We start from the raw sequence: 22,681 nt of genomic DNA, 5'->3' as shown, positions 1-22,681 counted from the left end.
TGTCAGCTCCCCGCCACGGCCGGCGTCGGATCACCGATGACGACCTGGTCGCCCTCCACCAGGCCATCCTTGATCTGGGCCTTGACCTTGTTGTTGATCCCCACCTGCACGTTGCGCTCCTGAGCGTGGCCGGTCTCATCCACCACCCGCACTACGTACGAACCGTCGTCATTGCGCTTGCCCAGGGCCGCAACCGGCATCATCAGTACATCCTTGGCGGTGTCGCGCACGATGCGCACCTGGGCGGTCATCGAGATGCGCAGGCGATGATCAGGGTTTGGCACATCAAACAGGGCGTTGTAGAACACCGCGGTGTTCTGTTTGGTCGTACCGGCGGCCTGGGTGTCCAGGTAGTTCTGCGGTGCCGGTTCAGTGCCGCGCAGTTTGCCGTAGTAGCGTTTATCGGACTCGCCAAGGATGGTGAAGTACACCTCCTGGCCTGGCTGGATGTGAATCACATCGGCTTCCGAGACCTGGGCCTTGATGGTCATGGTGTCCAGGTCCGCCAATTTCAGCAGCACCGGCGCCAGCTGCTCGGCGATCACGGTCTGGCCTTCCTGAGTGACGATGCCCACCACGTCACCGTCCATCGGTGCAACGATACGCGTATAGCCGAGGTTGACTTTGGCGGTGTCGATCTGGATTCGCGCATTTTTCAGCTGCGCATCCAGGGCTACCAGGTTGGCGCTCTGCACCAGGTAATTGGATTCGGCGGTCTCGAAATCCTGGCGGGAGATGGCCGCGTCCGATTGCAGGCGGTTGTAACGCTCCCACACCGATTTGGTCTGGACCACTTGTGCCGCCGTGGCTTTGCGTTGTGCTTCGAGGTTTTCCTCGTTGACCTGCGCCTGGCGCAGGGCGTTCTGCAGCACCAGCGGATCGATTTCCGCCAGCCATTGGCCCTTCTTGACCTTGTCGCCGAGCTTGACTTTCAGCGATTTCAATTGACCGGAGACCTGGGCGCCGACGTCGACCTGTTTGATCCCCTGCAAGATCCCGGTGGCAAGCACCGAGTTCTCGATCTCGCCCCGCTCGACCCTGGCGGTCAAATACTGGGGTGGCTCAGCCGGTGACTGCACCGAATAGACAATCAGGCCGGCAACAACGGTCAGGCCTACGCCCCAGACAACCTTGCGAAACTTCGACTTTTCCATAGATGACCACTAATACGTTGAAAGGTAGACCCGGCCACTGGCCGGGCTTGCGCTAAGTTGCTCGAATGTTCGCTTCAGGTAAGGGCGCAAGCGCCCGTGCCGGCTCCCCCTGTATCACGCGTCATGAGGTCACCTTGCCGGGCGGCACGATCAGGCCGTCGTGCCACCAGGACGCCAGGCTGTAGACGTGCGGCGCCTTGAGCAGGGTGAAATGGTTGCCTGGTCCGTACCAGGTCTGCAGGTGATCCGTGTGTCGGCTCCAGCCCTCGATCATGCTGGTCTGCTCACGTTGATTGCCCTGTGCATCCAGCGTCGGATCATCGGCCAACACCAGGCGCACCGGACCGTTGTAGCGCTGGCGCGGCTGGTAGACCGTGCGCAGCGCAGCACCAAAGGCACGCGCCGGCCCTTGCATCACATCAGGTGTGGAGCGCGCTGAAAGCATGCCGACGCGCACCATGGCGGCGTGCAAGGTTGCCAGTTGTGCCGATTCATCCAGATCAACAAAGGCCTGCTGATCAATCCCGAACGGTTTTCCAGCCGCCAGTTGCAGGGTTTCGATCAGGCGCAGTAGCACGCCGGTTGCGGTGTACGGCTTGCCGACCACGCCCGAACTGCCCGGTGATTCACTGTCGATCAGGGTCAGCGACAACACTTCGCGCCCCTGGGCCTGCAGGCGCAGAGCCATCTCGAAGGCTACCCAGCCACCAAAAGAATGCCCCAGCAGATGCACCGGCCCATGCGGGCATTGCTGTTCCAGTGCCTGCAGATAGGCCTGCGCCGCCGTTTCCACGCGGCTGTGGGGCAACGCCTTGGCGTCCAGCCCGCGGGGTTGCAGGCCATGGATCGGCCAGGCCGGCCCGAACGCATCACTCAGGCCGATAAACCCTGTGACGCTATCGCCGGCCCCCGGTATGCAGAAGATCGGTGCCTGCCCGGCCTGCCCGCTCTGGATCGTCAGCACCGGTTGGTAGGGTGTGTTGGCCGATGTTGCCGGCAAGGCATTCAAGGCATCGCCGATGGCCTGGCCCAACGCCGCGATGTGCGGCGCCTGCATCATGCTCTGGTGGTCGCCTGGCACCCTGATACGCTGCAGCAGGGCCGTCGGCAGAACCTCATCCCAACCCAGCGTGTCACTGCTGCGCGAAGCCTCATCCATGCGTTCTTCGGCCGTGAACAAATGCACCGGCATGGTCAGCGGCAACAAGCTGTAATGGGCTTGCCCATGGCCATGGGCGACTTCACGGTCCAGGTAGGCCCACAAGGCGTCACGGGACAGCGCCGCCAGCTGCGGTTGCAGCAAGCCGGCGTCGCAGCAGCGTTGCCACAGGGTGTCAAAGTCCATCTGTGCCGCGTCACCCTCCAACTGCGTGAGGGTGGCCAGCGCCTGTCCATCCACCGGCCGTTGAGCCTGGCAGAAGGCGCGGCACTGTTCGAGCAGGTGCAGGCTGTGGGCATGGGCCACCGACCAGCGCGCCTTGCCTTGATCGACCAGACGCGGCACGTGGGTGTCCAACAGGCCGAGGAAACTCACCTCCTCGTCCATGCCGATCAGCTGCGCGGCGATTTCATACGCCAGCAACCCGCCGAACGACCAGCCGGCCAAACGGTAGGGGCCGTGGGGCTGCACGCTGCGCATCATGTCGATGTGCCGGGCGGCCATGCATTCCAGGGTCCGCAACTGCGGCTCGCCCCAGGCCACGCCTTCCAGGCCGTAGACCGGAATGTCCGCATCCACATGCCGGGCCAGCGCCGGGAAATACACATTCAGCCCGCTGAACTCATGCACCAGGAACAATGGCGCCTGGGTGCCGCCGGCACGTACCGTGACCAGGCCTTCCTCGAGTGCCGGCGCATCGCTGCGCAAGCGCAGCAGCACGGCCATCGACGCGACGCTGGCGTGCTGGAACAACTGCGCCAGGGTGACCGGCAGGCCGTCCTGGGTCAGCAGGCTGACCAGGCGAATCGCCAGCAGCGAATGCCCGCCCATTTCAAAGAAGCTGTCGTGGCGCCCTACCCTTGCCAGCTTCAACACGTGGGCCCAGTGGCCCGCCAGGCGTTCTTCCAGTGCCCCGACCGGCGCTGCATAGTCGCGGCTGAGCACCGCCTGCTCAGGCGCCGGCAACGCCTTGCGGTCGAGTTTGCCGTTCGGTGTCACCGGCAAGCTGTCCAGCTGGACATACGCGCTCGGCAGCATGTACTGCGGCAAGTGGCTCAGCAGTTCTTCACGCAGTTGCTCGATTGAGCCCGTCGAACCGCACAGGTAAGCCACCAATTGCTTGCCGGCGACCTGCCCTTCACTGTCGTCGCGAGCCATGACCACGGCCTCCCGTACGCCTTCACAGGCCAACAGCGCGCTTTCGACTTCGCCCAATTCGATACGGAAACCACGGATTTTCACCTGATCGTCGTTACGCCCCAGGTATTCCAGGGTGCCGTCCGGCAACCAGCGACCCAGGTCGCCGGTCTTGTACAGGCGGCCCGGGCTGTCGCTGAACGGGTCGGCCAGGAAGCGCTCACTGCTCAGTTGCGGCTGGTTGAGGTACCCGCGGGCGATCCCGATACCGGCCAGGTGAATCTCACCGGCCACCCCCAGGCCCGTCGGATGCCCATGGGTGTCCAACACATACACTCGGGTGTTGGCGATCGGACGCCCAATGGCCCGAGGATGCGGGTTGGCGGCAAACACTTCATTGGCGGTCGCAATGATCGTCGCTTCAGTCGGGCCATAGGTATTGAGCAAGCGCGGCGTGTGGCCGCTGCGCAGGAACCAATGCTGCACCGCCTCCGGGCTCAGTTCTTCGCCCCCCACCACAATGACCCGCACAGACGCCGGAATGACAGTGCTGTGATCGTCCGCCAGGCCCTGCCAGAAGCGAGTCGGCAAGCTGATCACCGACAGCCGTGCCTGCGCCGCCAGGCTCCAGAAGTGCGCGGCATCGGTCAACCAGTCGGCACTGCGCAGCACCAGGGTGGCGCCGCAAGTCAGCGCGCCAAAAATCTCTTCGATGGACGCGTCGAAGTTGATGGTCGCAAATTGCAGCGCACGATCCCCCGCCCCCAAGCCGGTCAAGCCACGAATCGCCTGGATCTCATTGCACAGGCCGGCATGCTCGATCATCACGCCCTTCGGCGTGCCGGTCGAACCGGAGGTATAGAGCACATAGGCCAGGTGTTCGCTGACTAGCCCCAACTGCGCAGGCTGCGGGTTGTGCGTGCCCAGCTCGCGCCAGGGTTGCAGCGCGCTGTTCAAGGTCACCACCTGCATGGCCTGTGGCAGCGTGCCGAGCAGCGGCAGCACTGCGTACTCGCTGAGCAACACCCGTGGCGCACTGTCGCCGAGCATGAAAGCCAGGCGTTGCGGCGGGTAAGCCGGGTCGAGCGGTACGTACGCAGCACCGGATTTGAGGGTGGCGAGCAAGGCCACCACCATCTGCATCCCGCGCTCCAGCGCGATAGCGACACGGTCGTCAGGCTGCACGCCGAGGGTAATCAAATGATGGGCCAACTGGTTGGCCTGGGCATTCAGTTCGGCGTAGCTCAGCGCCTGGCCGTCGAACTCCAGCGCGATCGCGCCGGGGGTACGCAGTACCTGGGCCTCGAACAGGCCATGGATCAGTTGATCCTGGGCTTCGTCGGTATGAGTCTGGTTAAAGTCCAGCAGTACCTGCTGACGTTCGGCCAGCGGCAGGATCTCCAGGCTGCTCAGCGACGCGTCCGGAGTACGTTCCAGGGCATCCACCAGGCTGTCGAGTGCGCCGTGCATATAGCCGCAGACCCGTTGTGCGCCAACTTCCGGGCTGACCTGAACGGTCAGGGCGAAGGCCTGGCCAAAGTCGTCGACGTCCAGCGACAGTGGGTAGTTGCTGCGTTCTTCACCGCCCAGCGCGTGGATGCCGGTCCATACCGCGATGTCTTCACTGGAGGCGGCACCTGCACTGTGACGGTAGTTGAGCAAGGCACTGAACAAAGGTGCCGGGGCGGCAACACCGCTGCAACGCTGGGCCAGGGCCAGAGACGCGTGTTCATGACCGAGCAACGTGCTCAAGCGCGCATGGGTGGCCTTGACCCCGGCCTGTGCACCCTCGGCGCCCACGCTGACGCGCAACGGCAAGGTGTTGAGGAACAGCCCCAAGGCGCGTTCACCGCCCTGCAGCCCTCCCATCAGCACCGTGCCGAACACCACCTCATCCTGGCCGCAGACATGCGCCAGTACTTGCGCCCAAGCCACATGCATCAGGCTCGCGGCGCTGACGCCCAGTTGCCGTGCGGCGCTGCGCAGACGCTGGCCAAGGTCCTCGTCCACAAGCAGTTGCGCCGCTTCCAGCGTGCCGCCGGCTTGCACATCGTGCAGGCCAAACGGCAAGGTCGGCTCGTCGATGTCTGCCAGCATCGCGCTGAAAAACGCTTCATGCTCCTGCTCCGTCAGGCCCAGGCGCGCCTGGGCCACATAGTTGCGGTACGGCACGGGCGCGCTCAAGCGGTCTTGCTGACCGGTGAGGAACGCCTGCAACTCGTACTGCAAGAGATCCATGGCGACGTGATCGAACAGCATGTGGTGGAACATCAGCAGCGCACACCACTGCTGTTGCCCAACGTCATAGGCACCCACCAGGCGCATCAGCGGCGCGTCGCGCAGGTCCATGCGGAAATGCTGCGGGTTGAAACGCTCACGCAGTTGCGCACCGGCATCGCCTTCGCCGTCCAGGTTCAACTCTTCCAGGGCAAACGGCACGTGGCGCAACACCACCTGCACCGGCTCGCCCAAGCCTTCCCAGCGCATGGTGGAGCGCAGGATGTCGTTACGCTCGACCACGCCTTGCAGGGCTTGGGTAAAGGCATCGAGGCGCTCGCGGCTGTCGAAACTGAACGACGCCTGCTCCAGGTACAAATCGCCCTCATCCGCCAACAGGTGGTGATACAGGATGCCTTCCTGCAACGGCGTCATGCCGTAGATGTCCTGTACGTTGGCCAGTTGGCCCGGCACGCTGGCAACGATGCTGTCGATCTCGTCCTGGCTGAGGCTGGCCAGCGGCAGCAACTCAGGCGTGATGCGTGGGCAATCAGCTTCAATGGCATTGGCCGGAATCACCAGCGCGCGGCTGCTGCCGACGACTTTGGCCAACCCGGCAAGGGTCGGATGGGTAAACAAGGCACCGACGTCGACCCGCAGGTCTTCCTGGCGCATGCGCTCCACCAGCTTGACCGCCAGCAACGAATGGCCGCCGAGCTCGAAGAAGTTGTCATGCCGACCCACTTGTTCCAGCTGCAGCACTTGCTCCCAGACCAGCGCCAGGCGGCGTTCGATACGCCCTTGCGGTGCCTGGTAATCACGGCTCGCCACCGCCGACTGATCCGGGGCCGGCAAGGCTTTGCGGTCCAGTTTGCGGTTCGGCGTGAGCGGCAGCGCTTGCAGGGTGACGAAGGCTGACGGAATCATGTATTCCGCCAGCAACGGCGCCAGGTAGCTGCGCAATCCGGCGGCGCTCAGCTCGACCCCGGCATGCGGCACCACGTAGGCCACCAGGCGTTTCTCGCCGGGGCGGTCTTCGCGTGCAATCACTGCAACTTCCTTGACGCCGGCGCAGTTGCCCAGGCTCGATTCGATTTCGCCCAGCTCGATGCGGAAACCACGCACCTTGACCTGGAAGTCATTACGGCCCAGGTACTCGATCGAGCCATCCGCCAGGTAACGTGCCAAGTCACCGGTCTTGTACATCCGCGCACCCGGTACCGGGCTGAACGGGTCGGCAATAAAGCGCTCGGTGCTGATCTGTTCAAGGTTCAGATAACCGCGTGCCACGCCGTCGCCACCAATGAAAATCTCCCCCGCCACACCCAATGGCACCGGCTGCTGCCGGCTGTCGAGCAGGTAGATACGGGTGTTGGCCATCGGTTTGCCGATGGTGGTGTTGCCATTGATGTCGCCGGTGTAACTCACGTAAGCAGTGGTGCAGGACACCGTCGCTTCGGTCGGGCCGTAGGTGTTGATCAGCCGTACATGGGCCGGGCGCGCCTCGTCCCAGAGCTTGAGTTTTTGCGCCGACAACGCATCCCCCGTCACGTTGATCAAGCGCACATCACGCAGATGGGCCTGGGCCTGCTGCGGATCGTGATGCCATTCAGCGGCCAGGGTGTGCCAGTGAGCGGCCGTCAGGTGCAGGAAGGTCGGCGTAATGGCCGGGTCGCGCGCGGCTTCGGTGCCGAACACATGGCGGCTTGGCGCCAGGGTCGCGCCCGCCAACAGGGCCGGGAAGATCTCCTCCACCGACAGGTCGAAGTTCAGCGTGTTCTGTTGCAACACGGTGTCCTGCGGCGTCAAGCCGAACAGGCGCGCGGCGTCGAGGCTGTAGTTGACCAGCCCGCGGTGCTCGATCATCACCCCTTTGGGGTTGCCGGTGGAGCCGGAGGTGTAGATCACATACGCCAGGTGACGGGCATTGAGGCCCGGCACCACCGGGTTGTGGTCGGCACCCTCGACCGGTTCATCCAGCAACACACTCGGGATCGCCAGGGCCGGCAGACGGTCCTGCAACGGACGCTGGGTCAGCACCGCCGAAGGTGTACTGTCGGCGATCATGTAAGCCAGGCGCTCCGGCGGGTAATTGGGGTCCAGCGGCACATAAGCAGCGCCGGCCTTGAGTACCCCGAGCAGGCCCACCAGCACCTCATCGCCGCGCTCGGCGCAGATCGCCACGCGCTCGTCCGGGCCAATGCCCAGGCCGATCAGGTGATGCGCCAGGCGGTTGGCCCGGCGGTTGAGTTCGGCATAACTGATGCGCCCAGCTTCGAACGCCACCGCGATGGCCTGCGGCGTGGCCTCGACCTGGGCTTCAAACAACTGGTGAATAGTGGCCTCGTGCGGGTAAGCGACTTCGGTTTTGTTGAGTGCGTGCAGCAGGTAATCGCGCTCCTCCTCATCCACCAGCGCGATATGCGCCAACTGCGCCTGGTCATCGGCGACCATCGCGTGCAGCAGTCGCTTGAAATACCCCAGGTACCGTTGCAGGGTGGATTCCTCAAACAGCGCCGTGGCGTACTCCAGGTTACCGGCGATGTGGCCTTGCACTTCCCCCAGGTCCAGGGACAGGTCGAATTTGGCGAAGTTGCTGGTCTCGCCGACCGCTTCGAACTGCAGGTCACCCATCACCAGGCTTGGGCCGTCGCTGTTCTGCCAGGTCAGCAGGGTCTGGAACACCGGGCTATGGGCCAGGCTGCGCGCCGGCTTGACCACCTCCACCACTTGCTCGAACGGCAAGTCCTGATGGGCTTGCGCTGCCAGCGTGCGGTCCCTGGCATGCGCCAGCAAAGCGGCGACGGTCAGGTCCTCGCCCGCACCAATACGCACGGCGAGGGTGTTGACGAACAGGCCGATCAGGCCTTCGACTTCGGCACGCATGCGGTTGGCGGCCGGCGAACCGATCACCACCTCATCCTGGCCGGACAGACGGCAGAGCAACGCGCCCCACGCGGCCATCATGGTCATGTACAGCGTGGTGCCGTGGCGTTGACTCAAGGCCTTGAGCCCGGCGGTAAGGTCGACGTCGAGCAACAGGGTCAAGGTCGCGCCGCTGTAGTCCTGGCGCGCCGGGCGTGGACGGTCGGTGGGCAGCATCAGCAAGGCGGGTGCATCCGCCAGCGCTTGCTGCCAGTACTGGCTCTGTTGCTGCAACACCTCGCCACTCAACCAGCGGCGCTGCCACACGGCAAAATCGCCGTACTGCAGGGCCAGCGGCGGCAGCGGGTCCGGCTGGCCGTGGCGGAAGGCCTCGTACAGCGCCATCAGTTCACGGGTCAGCACACCCATCGACCAGCCATCGGAGACGATGTGGTGCATGGTCAACAACAGCACGTGATGGTCGTCGGCACGCTGCAACAGCTGTGCACGAATCAGCGGCCCCTGTTCCAGGTCGAACGGTTGCAGCGCGTCGGCGCTGATGTGCGCTTGCACAGCGGCCTCGCTGTCGACGTCCAGACGCCGCAGCGCAAAGGCCCGCTCGGCCGGGTCGATACGCACCAGAGCCTCGCTGTTGTGCTGCACGAAACGACTGCGCAGGGCTTCGTGGCGCGCCACGATGGCCGTGAGCGCGCGTTCCAGCGCGTCGGCATCCAGGTGACCGCGCAGCCTGAGGGCAATCGGCATGTTGTAGGCGGTGCTGGCGCCCTCCATCTGCGCCAGGAACCACAAGCGCTGCTGGGCAAACGACAGCGGCAAATCCTGGTCGCGCGATACCGGCAAAATCGCCGGCAAGGTACTGCGGGACGCCTGTGCCAGCACCTGGGCCAATGCGGCCAGTTGCGGGTGGGCAAACAGATCGGCCAGGGCCAGCTCCACACCCAGACGCTGGCGCACCTGGGAAATCAGGCGCATCGCCAACAGCGAATGACCGCCCAAATCAAAGAAATGCCCTTGCCGGCTAATCTGCTCCAGCCCCAGCAGGTCCTGCCAGATATGCGCCAGGGTCGCTTCAATCTCGCCCTCGGGCGCTTCATACACACCGCTGACCACTGCATCGAGGCCCGGCGCCGGCAGCGCCTTGCGATCCAGCTTGCCGTTAGGGTTCAGGGGCAATGCGTCAAGTTGCACATAGGCCGACGGCACCATGTACTCCGGCAGTGCGCTTTGCAGGTAGGCGCGCAGCTCTTCGATCTGCGGCGTAAGGCCGGTGAAGTAGGCCACCAGTCGCTCATCACGTACCAGTACCGCAGCCTCGGTGACTTCCGGGTGGGCCGCGAGCAGCGCTTCGATTTCGCCCAGCTCGATGCGCAGGCCACGGATCTTGACCTGGTCGTCGTTGCGGCCCAAGTAGTCGAGCGTGCCGTCGGCGCGGTAACGCGCCAGGTCACCGGTTCGGTACATGCGCCCGCCCGGCGTGAACGGATCGTCGAGGAAGCGTTCGGCAGTCAGTGCTTCACGGTTGAGGTAACCACGGGCCACACCGGCGCCGCCGATGTAGAGCTCACCCACGCTGCCGGTCGGCACCAGTTGCCCGTAGGCGTCCAGCACGTAGAGCGTGAGGTTGCGCAATGGCCGGCCCAGCGGAATATCTGTGGCACCGTAGCTGTCCAGGTCAGCGTCGACCGCATGCCAGGCAACCACGTCGCTGCACTCGGTCGGGCCATAACTGTTGATGAATTGCGGGCGCGGCACCTGCAGTTTTTCCAATTGCGACAGCTTGATCGGCTCGCCACCCAGCACCACGCGGCGCAGCTGGCTCAGGGCGGACTGCTGGTCGGCGTCGATCAGCGCATAAAACGCGCTGGGAGCCAGGTTGATGTGGGTGATCGCCTGGTCGCTGATCTGGCGCACGATGCTCGAAGGATCAAACGGGCTGTCCGCCAGGTGCAAGGTGGCCCCCACGGCCAGGCTGGCGAAGATGTTTTTCTGGGTCAGGTCAAAGCTGTGGGAGGTCAGCAGCAACACCGCATCGCTGGCATTAAGACCCACGTCGTCAAGGTACCAGCCAAGCATGTTGACCACGCCCTGATGCTCGACCATGACGCCCTTGGGCTGGCCGGTGGAGCCTGAGGTGTAGATCACATAGGTCAAGTGTGTGGCCGTCAGTTCGGCCACCTGCGGGTTATGCAGGTTCGGGGTGTACGCGTCATCACGGTCGAGGTCGACCACCGGCAGGCCCGGTTCGCCGGCCAGCTGCGCGGTCGCACTGTGCACCAGCAGCGCCGCCGGGGCGCTGTCGTGCAACATGTAGTGAATGCGCTCCAGCGGGTAGTTCGGGTCGATCGGCACATAGGCGCCGCCGGCCTTGAGAATCGCCAGCAAGCCGACAATCAGCTCGGCACTGCGCTCCACACAGATCGCCACGCGGGCATCGGGCTGTACGCCAAGCTCGCGCAAGTGGTGGGCCAGCCGGTTGGCACGCTCGTTTAGCTCGCGGTAGGTCAGTGAACCGTTGCCGGCCTGCACGGCACGGGCATCCGGTGTGCGCAGCGCCTGAGCCTCGAACAGGCTGTGCACCGTGGCGCCCGGCAACGCAGTGCGCAGGCCGCCAAGGCCGGCCAGCTGCTGTTGGCGCTCGTCATCATCGAGCAGCGGCACACGGGCAAGCAGTGCCTGATCGTCGGCGACCATGGCGCGCAACATGCGCTCAAGGTAGCCGAGGTGACGGGTCAGGGTCGGTGCATCAAACAACGCCGTGGCGTAGCTCAGGGAGCCGATGATATGGCCCTGGGCCTCGCACAGCTCCAGCGACAGGTCGAATTTCGCCGCGCTGTTGATCTGGCCGCTGCCTTCCAGCACCAGGTCACCGAGTACCGGTGCCACACTTTCGTTGTTCTGCCACGTCAGCATGGTCTGGAAAATCGGGCTGTAGGCCATGCTGCGCACAGGTTTGATGATATCCACCACCTGTTCGAACGGCAGGTCCTGATGGGCCTGCGCGCCCAGCGTCTGGGCCTTGACCCGCGCCAGCAGGGTTTGCACGGTCGGCTCACCCGAGGCGTCGATACGCACGGCCAGGGTGTTGACGAACAGACCGATCAGGCCTTCGACCTCGACACGGTTGCGGTTGGCCACCGGTGAACCGATCACCACTTCATCCTGCCCGGCCAGACGGCTGAGCAACGCGCCCCAGGCCGCCAGCAGCGTCATGTACAGCGTGGTGCCATGGCGTTGGCTGAGGGTCTTGAGGCCCTGGGTCAGCTCGGTATCCAGTTGCAGGTTCAGCACCGCACCGGCGAAGTCCTGCTGCGCGGGACGCGGGCGGTCAGTGGGCAACGTCAACATGGCCGGCGCACCGGCCAGAGCCTGTTGCCAATACAGGTTTTGCTGTTGCAACACCTCGCCACTCAACCAGCGGCGCTGCCACACGGCGAAGTCGGCGTATTGCAGGGCCAGCGGCGGCAACGGGTCGGCCAGGCCCTGGCTGAAGGCGCCATACAGCGCCATCAGCTCGCGGGTCAGCACGCCCATCGACCACCCGTCAGAAGCGATATGGTGCAGGGTCAACAGCAGCACGTGGTGTTCGTCACCCATGCGCACCAGGCGCGCACGCAGCAACGGCCCGTTGACCAGGTCAAACGGGGCCAGCGCCTCGTGCTCGGTCAAAGCCTGCAACTGCTGCGCTGCATCGGCCAGCTCGCGCAGGTCGTTGTGCTCAAGCACAAAGGCGCCTTCGACCGGGGTGATGACCAACTGCGGCTCATCGTTATCGACCACAAACACACTGCGCAGCACTTCATGCCGGCTGACGATCTGCGCCAGGGCGCGCTCCAGCGCCAGCGCATCAAGGGCGCCACGCAGGCCCAGGCCAATCGGCATGTTGTAGGCGGCGCCGACATTGTCCATCTGCGCCAGGAACCACAGGCGCTGCTGGGCAAACGACAGTGGCAGCGCCTCTTCACGGGACACCGGCACGATCGGCGGCAGGCTGCTGCGCCCCGCCTTGGCCACCGCCTGGGCGAGGGCCGAAAGTTGCGGGTGGGCAAACAGCGCTGCAAGGTCCAGTTCCACCCCCAGGTGTACACGCACCTGGGAAATCAAACGCATGGCCAACAACGAATGCCCGCCCAGCTCGAAGAAGTGATCTTCACGCCCGACCTGCTCGACCTTGAGCAATTGGCTCCAGATCTGCGCCAGCGCCACTTCCACCTCGCCCTGCGGCGCTTCATAGCCACGGCTGAGCAAGGCTTCCTGATCCGGGATCGGCAGCGCTTTGCGGTCCACCTTGCCGTTATTGGTCAACGGCAGGCTGTCGAGACGCACATAGGCACGCGGCACCATGTACTCCGGCAGCTGCTCTTGCAGCCAGGTGCGCAGGGCCTGGATGTCCAACGCCTGGTGCTCGGTGAAGTAGGCCACCAGGCGCTTGCTGCCCGGCTCGTCCTCACGGGCCAGCACCACGACCTCGTTGATCTGCGGGTGTTCGCCGAGGCGGTTTTCGATCTCCCCGAGTTCAATGCGGAAACCACGGATCTTCACTTGGTCGTCATTACGGCCCAGGCAATCCAGTTCGCCCTTGGCCAACCAGCGGCCAAGGTCGCCCGTGCGGTACATCAACGCGCCCGGCTCGTGGCTGAACGGGTCCAGAATAAACTTCTCGGCGGTCAGCTCGGGCCGGTTCAGGTAACCCTTGGCGACGCCTTTGCCGCCAATGTAGATCTCCCCGACAACGCCCAACGGTACCGGCTGCTGGCGTTGGTCGAGCAGGTAAATGCGCGTATTGGAAATTGGCCCGCCGATCGGCACGCTCTCGGCATCGTCGGCCAGCGCACGCACTTCAAAGGTGGTGGCGTAGGTGGTGCTTTCGGTCGGGCCGTAGCAATGCACCAGACGCAGCTTGGGCGCATGCTCAAGCAGGCTGCGGAACGCCGCCGGGTCCGCGCGTTCGCCACCACACAGCAGCATGCGCAAGCCCTTGAGGGCGTCGGGAATCAGCTGTACGTACTGGTTGAACAGCGCCGTGGTGGTGAACAGGATCGTGACCGCCGATTCGCTCAATACGGCGCCAAAACGCAGTGGGTCAAGCAGCGTGTCGTGGTCGATCACCACCACTTGGCCGCCATTGAGCAAGGCGCCCCAGACGTCCATGGTGCTGGCGTCGAACGCCGGGTTGGAGGCAAAGGCAATACGGTCATGGGTATTGAAATCGGCATAACCACCGTTGATCACCAGCCGCGTGATGCCCCGATGCGGCACCAGCACGCCCTTGGGCACGCCGGTGGAACCGGAGGTGTACATGATGTAGGCGACCGACTCGGCAGACTGTTCAATGGCCGGGTCGTGGACCGGAGCATCGCTCAGGTCGAGGCTGTCCAGGTCCAGGCGCTCGCCGCCTTCGGGGGCTTGATGGGCGCTGGTGGTGAGCAGCCATCGCGCGCCGCTGTCCTGGCGCATGAAGGTTTGACGGTCGGCGGGAGCGTTGACATCCAGCGGCACATACACCGCGGCTGCCTTGCTGATTGCCAGTTGGCTGGCCAGCAAGTCTACGGAACGCTCCAGCAGGATGGCGACACTGTCACCCGCCTGCACGCCCAGGCTGATCAGGTGGTGGGCCAGGCGGTTGGCGCGCCGGTTCAATTGCGCATAGCTCAGCGACTGTTCAGCGTGAACCACCGCTACAGCGTCCGGACGGATGCGTACCTGAGCCTCGAACAACGCGTGCACGGTCGAGGTCTGCGGGAACGGACGCTCGCTGTCGTTGAAGGCTTCCAGCAGTTCCTGGCGCTCAGCCTCGGGCAAGACCGACAGGTCCTGCAACGGTGTACCGGGCGCATGTTCCAGGGCATCGACCAATTGCGCCAGCGCCGCCTGCATATAGACGCACACACGCAGTGCACCAATCCCCACCAGCGCCTGGGCATTGAGTTGAAAGCCGCTGCCGAAGTCATCGACGTTAAGCACCAGCGGGTAGTTGGTGCGCTCTTCCATGCTCAGCGCCTGAATGCCGTCCCAGGCGGCAATGTCTGCGGTGGACACTGGCGCGGCCGCACTGTGGCGGTAGTTGAGCAAGGTGTTGAACAACGCCTGCGCCGCCGGCATGCCGCTGCAATGCTGGGCCAGCGACAAGGACGCATGTTCGTGGGCCAGCAGTTGCGCCAGTTGCGTGTGAGTGGCACGCACTGCTTCGCGGGCCCCCTGGGCGCCGATGCTGACACGCAACGGCAATGTGTTGATGAACAAGCCCAGCGCACGCCCTGCCCCTTCACCGCCTTGCAAGCGGCCCAGCAGCACCGTGCCGAACACCACGTCCTCACGGCCACTGACCTGCGCCAGCACCTGGCCCCACGCCAGGTGCATCAGGCTCGCAGCGCTGACCCCAAGCACCCGCGCCTGCTCACGCAGCCGCCCGCCCAGTACGCTGTCGAGCATCAGGTGCGATTCCTCGACCCCCCTGCCGTCGCCCTGCACATTCTGCAGGCCGAACGCCAGGGTCGGTTCATCGATATCACCCAGCATCTCGCCGAAGAACGCTTCATGGGCCTGGCGATCAGCGCCCAGGCGCGACTGCGCCACATGCTCGCGATACGGAATCGACGGCGGCAACTGTGCGCTCTGGCCTTTGAGGCTGGCCTGGACCTCCTCGATCAGCACCTCCAGCGCGGTATGGTCGAGCACCATGTGGTGGAACAAAAGGATGCCGACCCAGCGCTGGTTGGCACTGTCCTCGGTGTAGGCCAAATGCATCAGCGGAGCACGGGTCATGTCCAGGCGGTAGTGGCGCGGGTCGAACCGACTGTGCAGTTGCGCCAGTACGTCACCCTCGGTCGGGTCGATGGCCACTTGCTCCAGGCCCAGCGAAGCTTGGCGCCATACCACTTGCACAGGCTCCACGAGCCCTTCCCAGGCGATGCTGCTGCGCAGGATGTCGTGACGGTCGATCACGCTTTGCAGGGCCTTGGCGAACAGGTTGAGCGGTTCGGGCCCGGTAAACGAAAACAGCATGTGCAGCAGGTAGGCATCACCCTGATCCGCTGCCAGGTGGTGGTAGAACATACCGTCCTGCAGCGGTGCGAGGCTGTAGATATCCTGCACATTGCGCACGCCGCCGGGCACGCTGGCGACGATGCGGTCGATGCTGCTTTGGTCCAGTTCGGCCAGGGGCAGCAGGTCGGGAGTGATCTGCTCGCAGCCAGGCCCGATCAGGTTGGCCGGCACCTGCAGCTGCGCATGGCCGCCCACCGCGGCCGCCAGGGCCGCCAAAGTGGGCTGGCCAAAAAGGACACGCACATCGGCGCTCAGTTCGAGCTGGCGCATGCGTTCGATCAACTTCACCGCCAGCAGCGAATGGCCGCCCAGTTCGAAGAAGTTGTCGTGCCGCCCCACCCGTTCCACGCCCAGCAACTCTTGCCACAGCGCGGCCAGGGTCTGCTCCACCTCCCCCTCCGGACGCTCGTATTCGCGCCGCGCCAGGGCATCGCCATCCGGCGCCGGCAAGGCTTTGCGATCAAGCTTGCCGTTGGTGGTCAACGGCAAGCGCTCAAGCATCACGAATGCGCTGGGCACCATGTAATCGGCCAAGGACACCAGCAACTGCTGGCGCAGGTCGGCCGCCACAAGTTCGGCGCCATCGGCCGCGATGACGTAGGCCACCAGGCGCTTGTTGCCGGGCTGGTCCTCGCGAGCAATCACCACCGCGTCACGTACGCCGTCACAGGCCGCGAGGTGCGCCTCGATTTCCCCGAGTTCGATACGGAAACCACGGATCTTCACCTGGTCGTCATTGCGTCCCAGGTAGTCGATGCTGCCATCTGGCAACCAGCGGCCCAGGTCACCGGTCTTGTACAGGCGGGCATCGGCACGCCCGCTGAACGGGTCGGCGATAAAGCGCTCGGCATTGAGTTCCGGGCGGTTCAAGTAACCACGTGCCACCCCGGCACCGCCGACGTACAACTCACCCACGACACCCACTGGCACCGGTTCGCGTGCGCTGTCGAGCACGTAGAGCTGCAAGTCCGGAATACGCCCGCCAATCGGGCTGGCCCCCACCAACTGCGCATCCGCCGCTTCAAGGGCCCGGTAAGTCACATGCACCGTGGTTTCGGTGATGCCGTACATGTTCACCAGTTGCGTACCGGCGTTGGCCGTACGCGCATACCAAGGCTTGAGCATCCCCGGTTCCAGGGCTTCGCCGCCGAAAATCACCTGGCGCAGGGAATGCTTCAAGGCACTCTGGCCCTGGGCGGCGATCAATGAACGGAAGGCACTCGGGGTCTGGTTGAGGATGGTCACACCGGCACTGCACAGCAGCGCATAGCACTCGTCCGGCGAGCGGCTGGTGAGTTGCGGCACTACCAGCAACTGCCCGCCGTGGATCAGCGCGCCCCAGATTTCCCAGACCGAGAAGTCGAAGGCGAACGAGTGGAACAGCGCCCACACGTCCTTGTCATTGAAGTTGAACCACCCTTCGGTGGCGGAGAACAGCCGCGCCACGTTGCGGTGCTCGATCATCACACCTTTGGGCAGGCCGGTGGAGCCTGAGGTGTAGATCACGTAAGCCAGGTTGGCCGAGGTCAGGCCAGGCACTTGCGGGTTCTGCATCGGCTGCAGTTGCAGGTCCGTCGCGTCCAGGTCAATCACCGGCACCGCAAGTTCGGCAATCCGCGCCTGTGTCGCCGCCTGCACCAGCACCGCCACCGGCGCACTGTCCTGCAGGGTGTAACTGATGCGTTCCTGCGGGTAGGCAGGGTCGATCGGTACGTAACCGGCACCCGCCTTGAGGATGCCGAGCAAGCCGATGATCATTTCCAGCCCGCGCTCCACGCAGATCGCCACCCGCTCATCCGGGCTTACGCCCAGGCTCAGCAGGCGGTGCGCAACTCTGTTCGCGCGCGTGTTCAGCTCGGCGTAGCTCAGGTGACTGTCTTCAAACACCACCGCGATGGCATCGGGCTGTTCGGCCGCCTGGCGCTCGATCTGGTGATGAATCAACGCGGCATCGGCATACAGGCTGTCCGTGGCGTTCCAGTGTTGCAACAGTTGCTCACGCTCAAGCGCCGGCAACATGCCCAGGCTTGGCAGCGCCGCTTGTGGAGTCTGTTCCAGCGCCTGCACGAGGTTTTCCAGCACACATTGCATATAGCCGCAGATGCGTGCGGCACCAATGGTGCCGTCGGCCATGACCGACAGGCTAAAGGCATCGCCCATGTCGTTGACCGACAGGGTCAGTGGGTAGTTGGTGCGTTCCTTGCTGTCGAGGATGCCGATACCTTCCCAGGCGGCCTGCGCGGCCTGGGACACATCCCCACCGCCAAGCTGACGGTAGTTGAGCAGCGAGCTGAACAGCGGCGTAGAGGGCGCAACCTTGCTGCAGCGCTGCGCCAGCACCAGCGACGCGTGCTCATGGCTGAGCAAACCGGTCAGGCGCGCATGGGTCGTTTTGACCAGGCTGCGTACGCCCGCCTCACTGAGGCTGATGCGCAACGGCAGCGTGTTGATGAACATCCCCAGGGCGCGGTCGGCGCCTTCGCCGCCTTGCAGGCGCCCCAGCAAGACCGTACCGAACACCACGTCATCGCGGCCGGAAACACCACCCAGCACCCGGGCCCAGGCCAGGTGATACAGGCTCGCCGGGGTCACGCCCAACTGCCGAGCCTGCTTGCGCAGGCGCGTGTTGAGGGTGTCATCGAGTTGCAGCAGCACCTCTTCCACCCCGTGGCCATCGCCTTGCACATCCTGCAGGCCAAACGGCAGGGTTGGCTCGTCGATATCGCCCAGCATTTCACTGAAGAACGCTTCGTGTTCTTCGCGGCTCACGCCCAGGCGTGCCTGCGCCACGTAGTTGCGATACGGCACCGAAGCCGGCAATTGTGCTTCTTCACCGCGGGTATGGGCTTCGACTTCGGCGATCAGCATGCGCAGGGAGGTGGCGTCGTCCACCAGGTGGTGCAATAGCAACACGGCCACCCAGCGTTCGTTGGGGGCGTCCTCGCTGTAGCCGATGCGCATCAGCGGGGCCTGGCGAATGTCCAGGCGATGGTGGCGCGGGTTGAGGCAGGCGGTCAGTTGTTCAGCGATATCACCGGCGGCCGGATCCAGGGGGATTTCATCGAGGCCCAGTTGTGCCTCGCGCCAGACCACTTGCACCGGCTCGTCCAGGCGCTCCCAGACCACCGCCGTACGCAGAATGTCGTGTCGCGAAATCACGCCTTGCAGTGCGTCGGCGAAACGTGTCAGCCGCTCGCGGCTGGTGAAGCTGAAGGTCACGTATTGCAGATAGGGGTCGCCCTGGGCGGCCGCCAAATGGTGGTACAGGATGCCCTCTTGCAGGGGCGCCAGGCTGTAGATTTCCTGGACGTTGCGCGCCCCGCCCGGCACCGTCGCCACGATGCGCTCGATGGCGTCCTGATCGAGGTCCGCCAGGGGCAGCATGTCCGGGGTGATGTGATCGCAACCCTCGGGCACACGATTGGCGGGCACCTCCACGTCCTTGCTCGCACCGGCGACAGCCGAGGCCAGGGCCGCGAGGGTCGGCTGACCGAACAGCACACGCACATCGGCACCGAGCCCGACCTGGCGCATGCGCTCGATCAACTTGACCGCCAGCAACGAGTGCCCACCCAACTCGAAAAAGTGATCCTGGCGCCCAACCTGCTCAACATTGAGCAAGTCCTGCCAGATGGTCGCGATTGCAGTTTCGACCGCACCTTGAGGTGCTTCGTACTGACGCCGCGCCAGTGCGTCGGCGTCCGGTGCCGGCAAGGCCTTGCGGTCGAGCTTGCCGTTGGTGGTCAACGGGAAGCTGTCGAGCATGACAAACGCGGCAGGCACCATGTACTCGGCCAGATGCACCAGCAACTGGGTCCGCAGGTCGGCGGCGTTCGGCGCCATGCCCTCATCACCAATCACATAGGCCACCAGGCGTTTGTCCCCCGGCGTGTCTTCACGGGCAATCACCACGGCTTCGCGCACGCCGTCACAGGCTGCCAGGCGCGCTTCGATTTCGCCCAATTCAATCCGGAAACCGCGAATTTTCACCTGGTCGTCGTTACGCCCCAGGTAGTCGATGCTGCCGTCTGCCAGGCGACGGCCCAGGTCGCCGGTCTTGTACAGACGAGCGCCAGGGCGGCCGCTGAACGGGTCGTCGATAAAGCGCTCGGCATTGAGTTCCGGGCGGTTCAGGTAACCACGGGCCACGCCCGCGCCACCGACGTACAGCTCGCCCACCACCCCGACCGGCACGGGTTCGCGCCGATCATCGAGCACATACAACTGCAAGTCCGGAATGCCCCCGCCAATCGGGCTGGCACCCACCAGCTGCGCATCCGCCGCTTCAAGGGCGCGATAAGTCACATGCACTGTGGTTTCAGTGATGCCGTACATGTTCACCAGTTGCGTACCGCTATTGGCGGTGTGGGCGTACCACGGCTTGAGAATCCCCGGTTCCAGCGCTTCGCCGCCAAAAATCACCTGGCGCAGGGCGTGCTTGAGGGTGCTTTGGCCCTGGGCAACGATCAGTGCGCGGAAGGCGCTCGGGGTCTGGTTGAGAATGGTCACACCGGCGCTGCACAGCAGCGCATAGCATTCATCGGGCGAGCGGCTGGTCAGCTGCGGCACCACCAGCAACTGCCCGCCGTGCATCAGCGCGCCCCAGATTTCCCAGACCGAGAAGTCGAAGGCGAACGAGTGGAACAAAGCCCATACGTCGTGATCGTTGAAGTGGAACCAGGCCTCGGTGGCGGTGAACAGGCGCGCCACGTTGCGGTGTTCGATCATCACGCCCTTGGGCAACCCGGTGGAACCGGAGGTGTAGATCACATAGGCCAGGTTCGCCGGCGTCAGGCCCGCGACCTGGGGGTTGCCGGTTGATTCGTCCTGGCAGTCCCCCGTATCCAGCGTGATCACCGGCACCGACAATTCGGCCACCCGGGTGTGGGTGGCCTGTTGCACCAGCACGGCCACCGGCGCGCTGTCTTGCAAGGTGTAGCTGATGCGTTCCTGGGGGTAGGCCGGATCGATGGGGACGTAACCGGCACCGGCCTTGAGAATACCCAACAGGCCAATGATCATTTCCAGACCGCGCTCGACGCAGATCGCTACGCGATCATCCGGGCGCACGCCCAACGCCAGCAGGCGATGCGCGACCTGGTTGGCGCGCTTGTTGAGCGCGCCGTAGCTCAGGCGCTGGTCATCAAACACCACCGCGACGGCGTCAGGCCGCGCCGCCGCACGGGCTTCGACCTGGCTGTGGATCAGTGCGCTGTCGGCATACACCGTTTCGTTGCTGTTCCAGGCGTGCAGCAGATGCTCGCGCTCGGTTGCAGGCAGGATGCCCAGGGTTTGCAGCGGCGCCTGCGGGGTGTGTTCCAGCGCATCGACCTGGCTCTGCAAGGCGGCATTGAGGTAGCGCGCGACACGCTCGGCACCTATGTCGGGGCCTGCGAGTACCGTGATATGGAAATCCTCACCCAGGTCATCGAAGTTGACGGTCAAGGGGTAGTTGGTACGCTCCTGTGCCCCGAGCGCTTGCATGCCGGCCCAGGCGACCTGCGCTTCGGTGGTGGCGCCGGTGGCACTGTGGCGGTAATTGAGCATCGCGCTGAACAGCGGCGTGGGCGTGGCCACGGCGCTGCAGCGCTGGGCCAGAGCCAGCGAGGCGTGCTCATGCGCAAGCAGCGCGGTCAGGCGCTGATGGGTCAGCTTCAGGCCACTGCGCACGCTTTGCGCGCCGACGCTGACGCGCAGCGGCAAGGTGTTGATGAACATGCCCAGGGCGCGGTCAGAGCCCTCGCCCGCGTGCATGCGACCCAGCAGGACCGTACCGAAGACGACTTCCTCGCGCCCGGATACCTTGCCCAGCACTTGCGCCAGCGCCAGGTGCACCATGCTGGCGGCACTCACGCCTATCTGGCGCGCCTGGGCACGCAGGCGCTTGCTCAAACCGCTGTCGAGCATCAGGTGGCTTTCGTCGATACCGTGACCATCCCCCTGAACATCCTGCGCGCCGAAAGGCAGGGTCGGCTCATCGATGTCGCCCAGCATCTCGCGAAAGAACGCTTCATGCTGCTGTTCCGTCACACCCAGCAGAGCCTGGGCCACGTAGTTACGGTACGGCACCGGCTCGCCGAGGTGCTCGACCTGCCCCAGCAGGAAGGCCTGCATTTCGTGCTGCACCACCTCCATCGCGGTATGGTCCAGCGCCATGTGGTGAAACATCAACACCGCCACCCAACGCTGATTCGCTGAATCCAACGCAAAAGCCATGCGCATCATCGGCGCCTGGCGAATGTCCAGGCGATAATGACGGGCATCGAAGCGACCTTGCAGTTGGGTCAGCACGTCACCGTCGCGCGGGTCCAGGTGCACTTCCTCACTGACCAGCGCGGCCTTGCGCAGCACCACCTGGACCGGTTCATCGAGGCTCTCCCACACCACCGTGGTGCGCAGAATATCGTGACGCTTGATCACGTACTGCAAGGCTTCGGTGAATTGCTCCAGGCGCTCGCGGCTGTCGAACGCGTACTGCGATTGCAGCAGATACGGGTCACCCTGTTCGGCGGACAAGTGGTGGTACAGCATGCCTTGCTGCAACGGCGCCAGTGGGTAGATGTCTTTCACGTTTGCCAGGCCACCGGGCACGGCCTCGACAATCTGGTCGATGGTCGCCTGGTCCAGCGTCGTCAATGGCAGCATCTGCGGGGTAATGCGATAGGCCGGGCTCAGCCAGTCGCCACCGTTGCGGGCGATCAACTCAAGCAATTGCGCCTTGTGCCTGCGCAGGCTGTCGATCACCCCGTCATCGAGCCCCTCATCGTCGCCCAGGATGATCAGGTCATCCTCTTCACGTTGAAGATGGATCGGGTGGGTCGAAAGAACTGCCATCAATTCGCTGAAGTGCATGGTGTGCCCTGCTTAAGATTCGAAAACAATGACGAAAAAGCCCGAATTCGCGTGTAACCGAAAAACCGGGCATCGAACGCCGGCGCATGCCTTCCATGGACAGAGGCGCCGCCGCCGACAGGTTCAAAAAGTGATGGGTTGAATGCCCGCCACAGGGCTCCCCACAGGGCAGGAAAACTAAAACATCCGCACTGAGGTGTATGTCATGGGAAGCCGGGACAATGGGGATGCC

General features: G+C 64.4%; 2 protein-coding genes. Both read right to left on the bottom strand.

The genetic code is table 11. The features are described from left to right. Positions 1-2: 2 nt before the first annotated feature. The gene (gene macA / locus C4K39_RS24550; RefSeq protein ID WP_124347620.1) at positions 3-1,154 is read right to left on the bottom strand and encodes a macrolide transporter subunit MacA; all 1,152 of its coding nucleotides are present in this window, start codon (positions 1,152-1,154) and stop codon (positions 3-5) included. Between the two features lie 121 nt (positions 1,155-1,275). After that, a complete protein-coding gene (locus tag C4K39_RS24545; protein ID WP_124347619.1) occupies positions 1,276-22,449 on the bottom strand; it encodes a non-ribosomal peptide synthase/polyketide synthase in 21,174 nt (7,057 codons plus the stop codon). Positions 22,450-22,681: the final 232 nt, after the last annotated feature.

The sequence above is a fragment of the Pseudomonas sessilinigenes genome (assembly GCF_003850565.1).
Taxonomy (GTDB): domain Bacteria; phylum Pseudomonadota; class Gammaproteobacteria; order Pseudomonadales; family Pseudomonadaceae; genus Aquipseudomonas; species Aquipseudomonas sessilinigenes.
The sequence above is the reverse complement of the archived record's forward strand: the minus strand, read 5'-3'. Positions and strand labels throughout refer to the sequence as shown.

Coding starts and splice junctions, on each gene's coding strand:
- macA (WP_124347620.1), bottom strand. CDS start 1,154: ATGGAAAAGTCGAAGTTTCGCAAGGTTGTCTGGGGCGTAGGCCTGACC.
- C4K39_RS24545 (WP_124347619.1), bottom strand. CDS start 22,449: ATGCACTTCAGCGAATTGATGGCAGTTCTTTCGACCCACCCGATCCAT.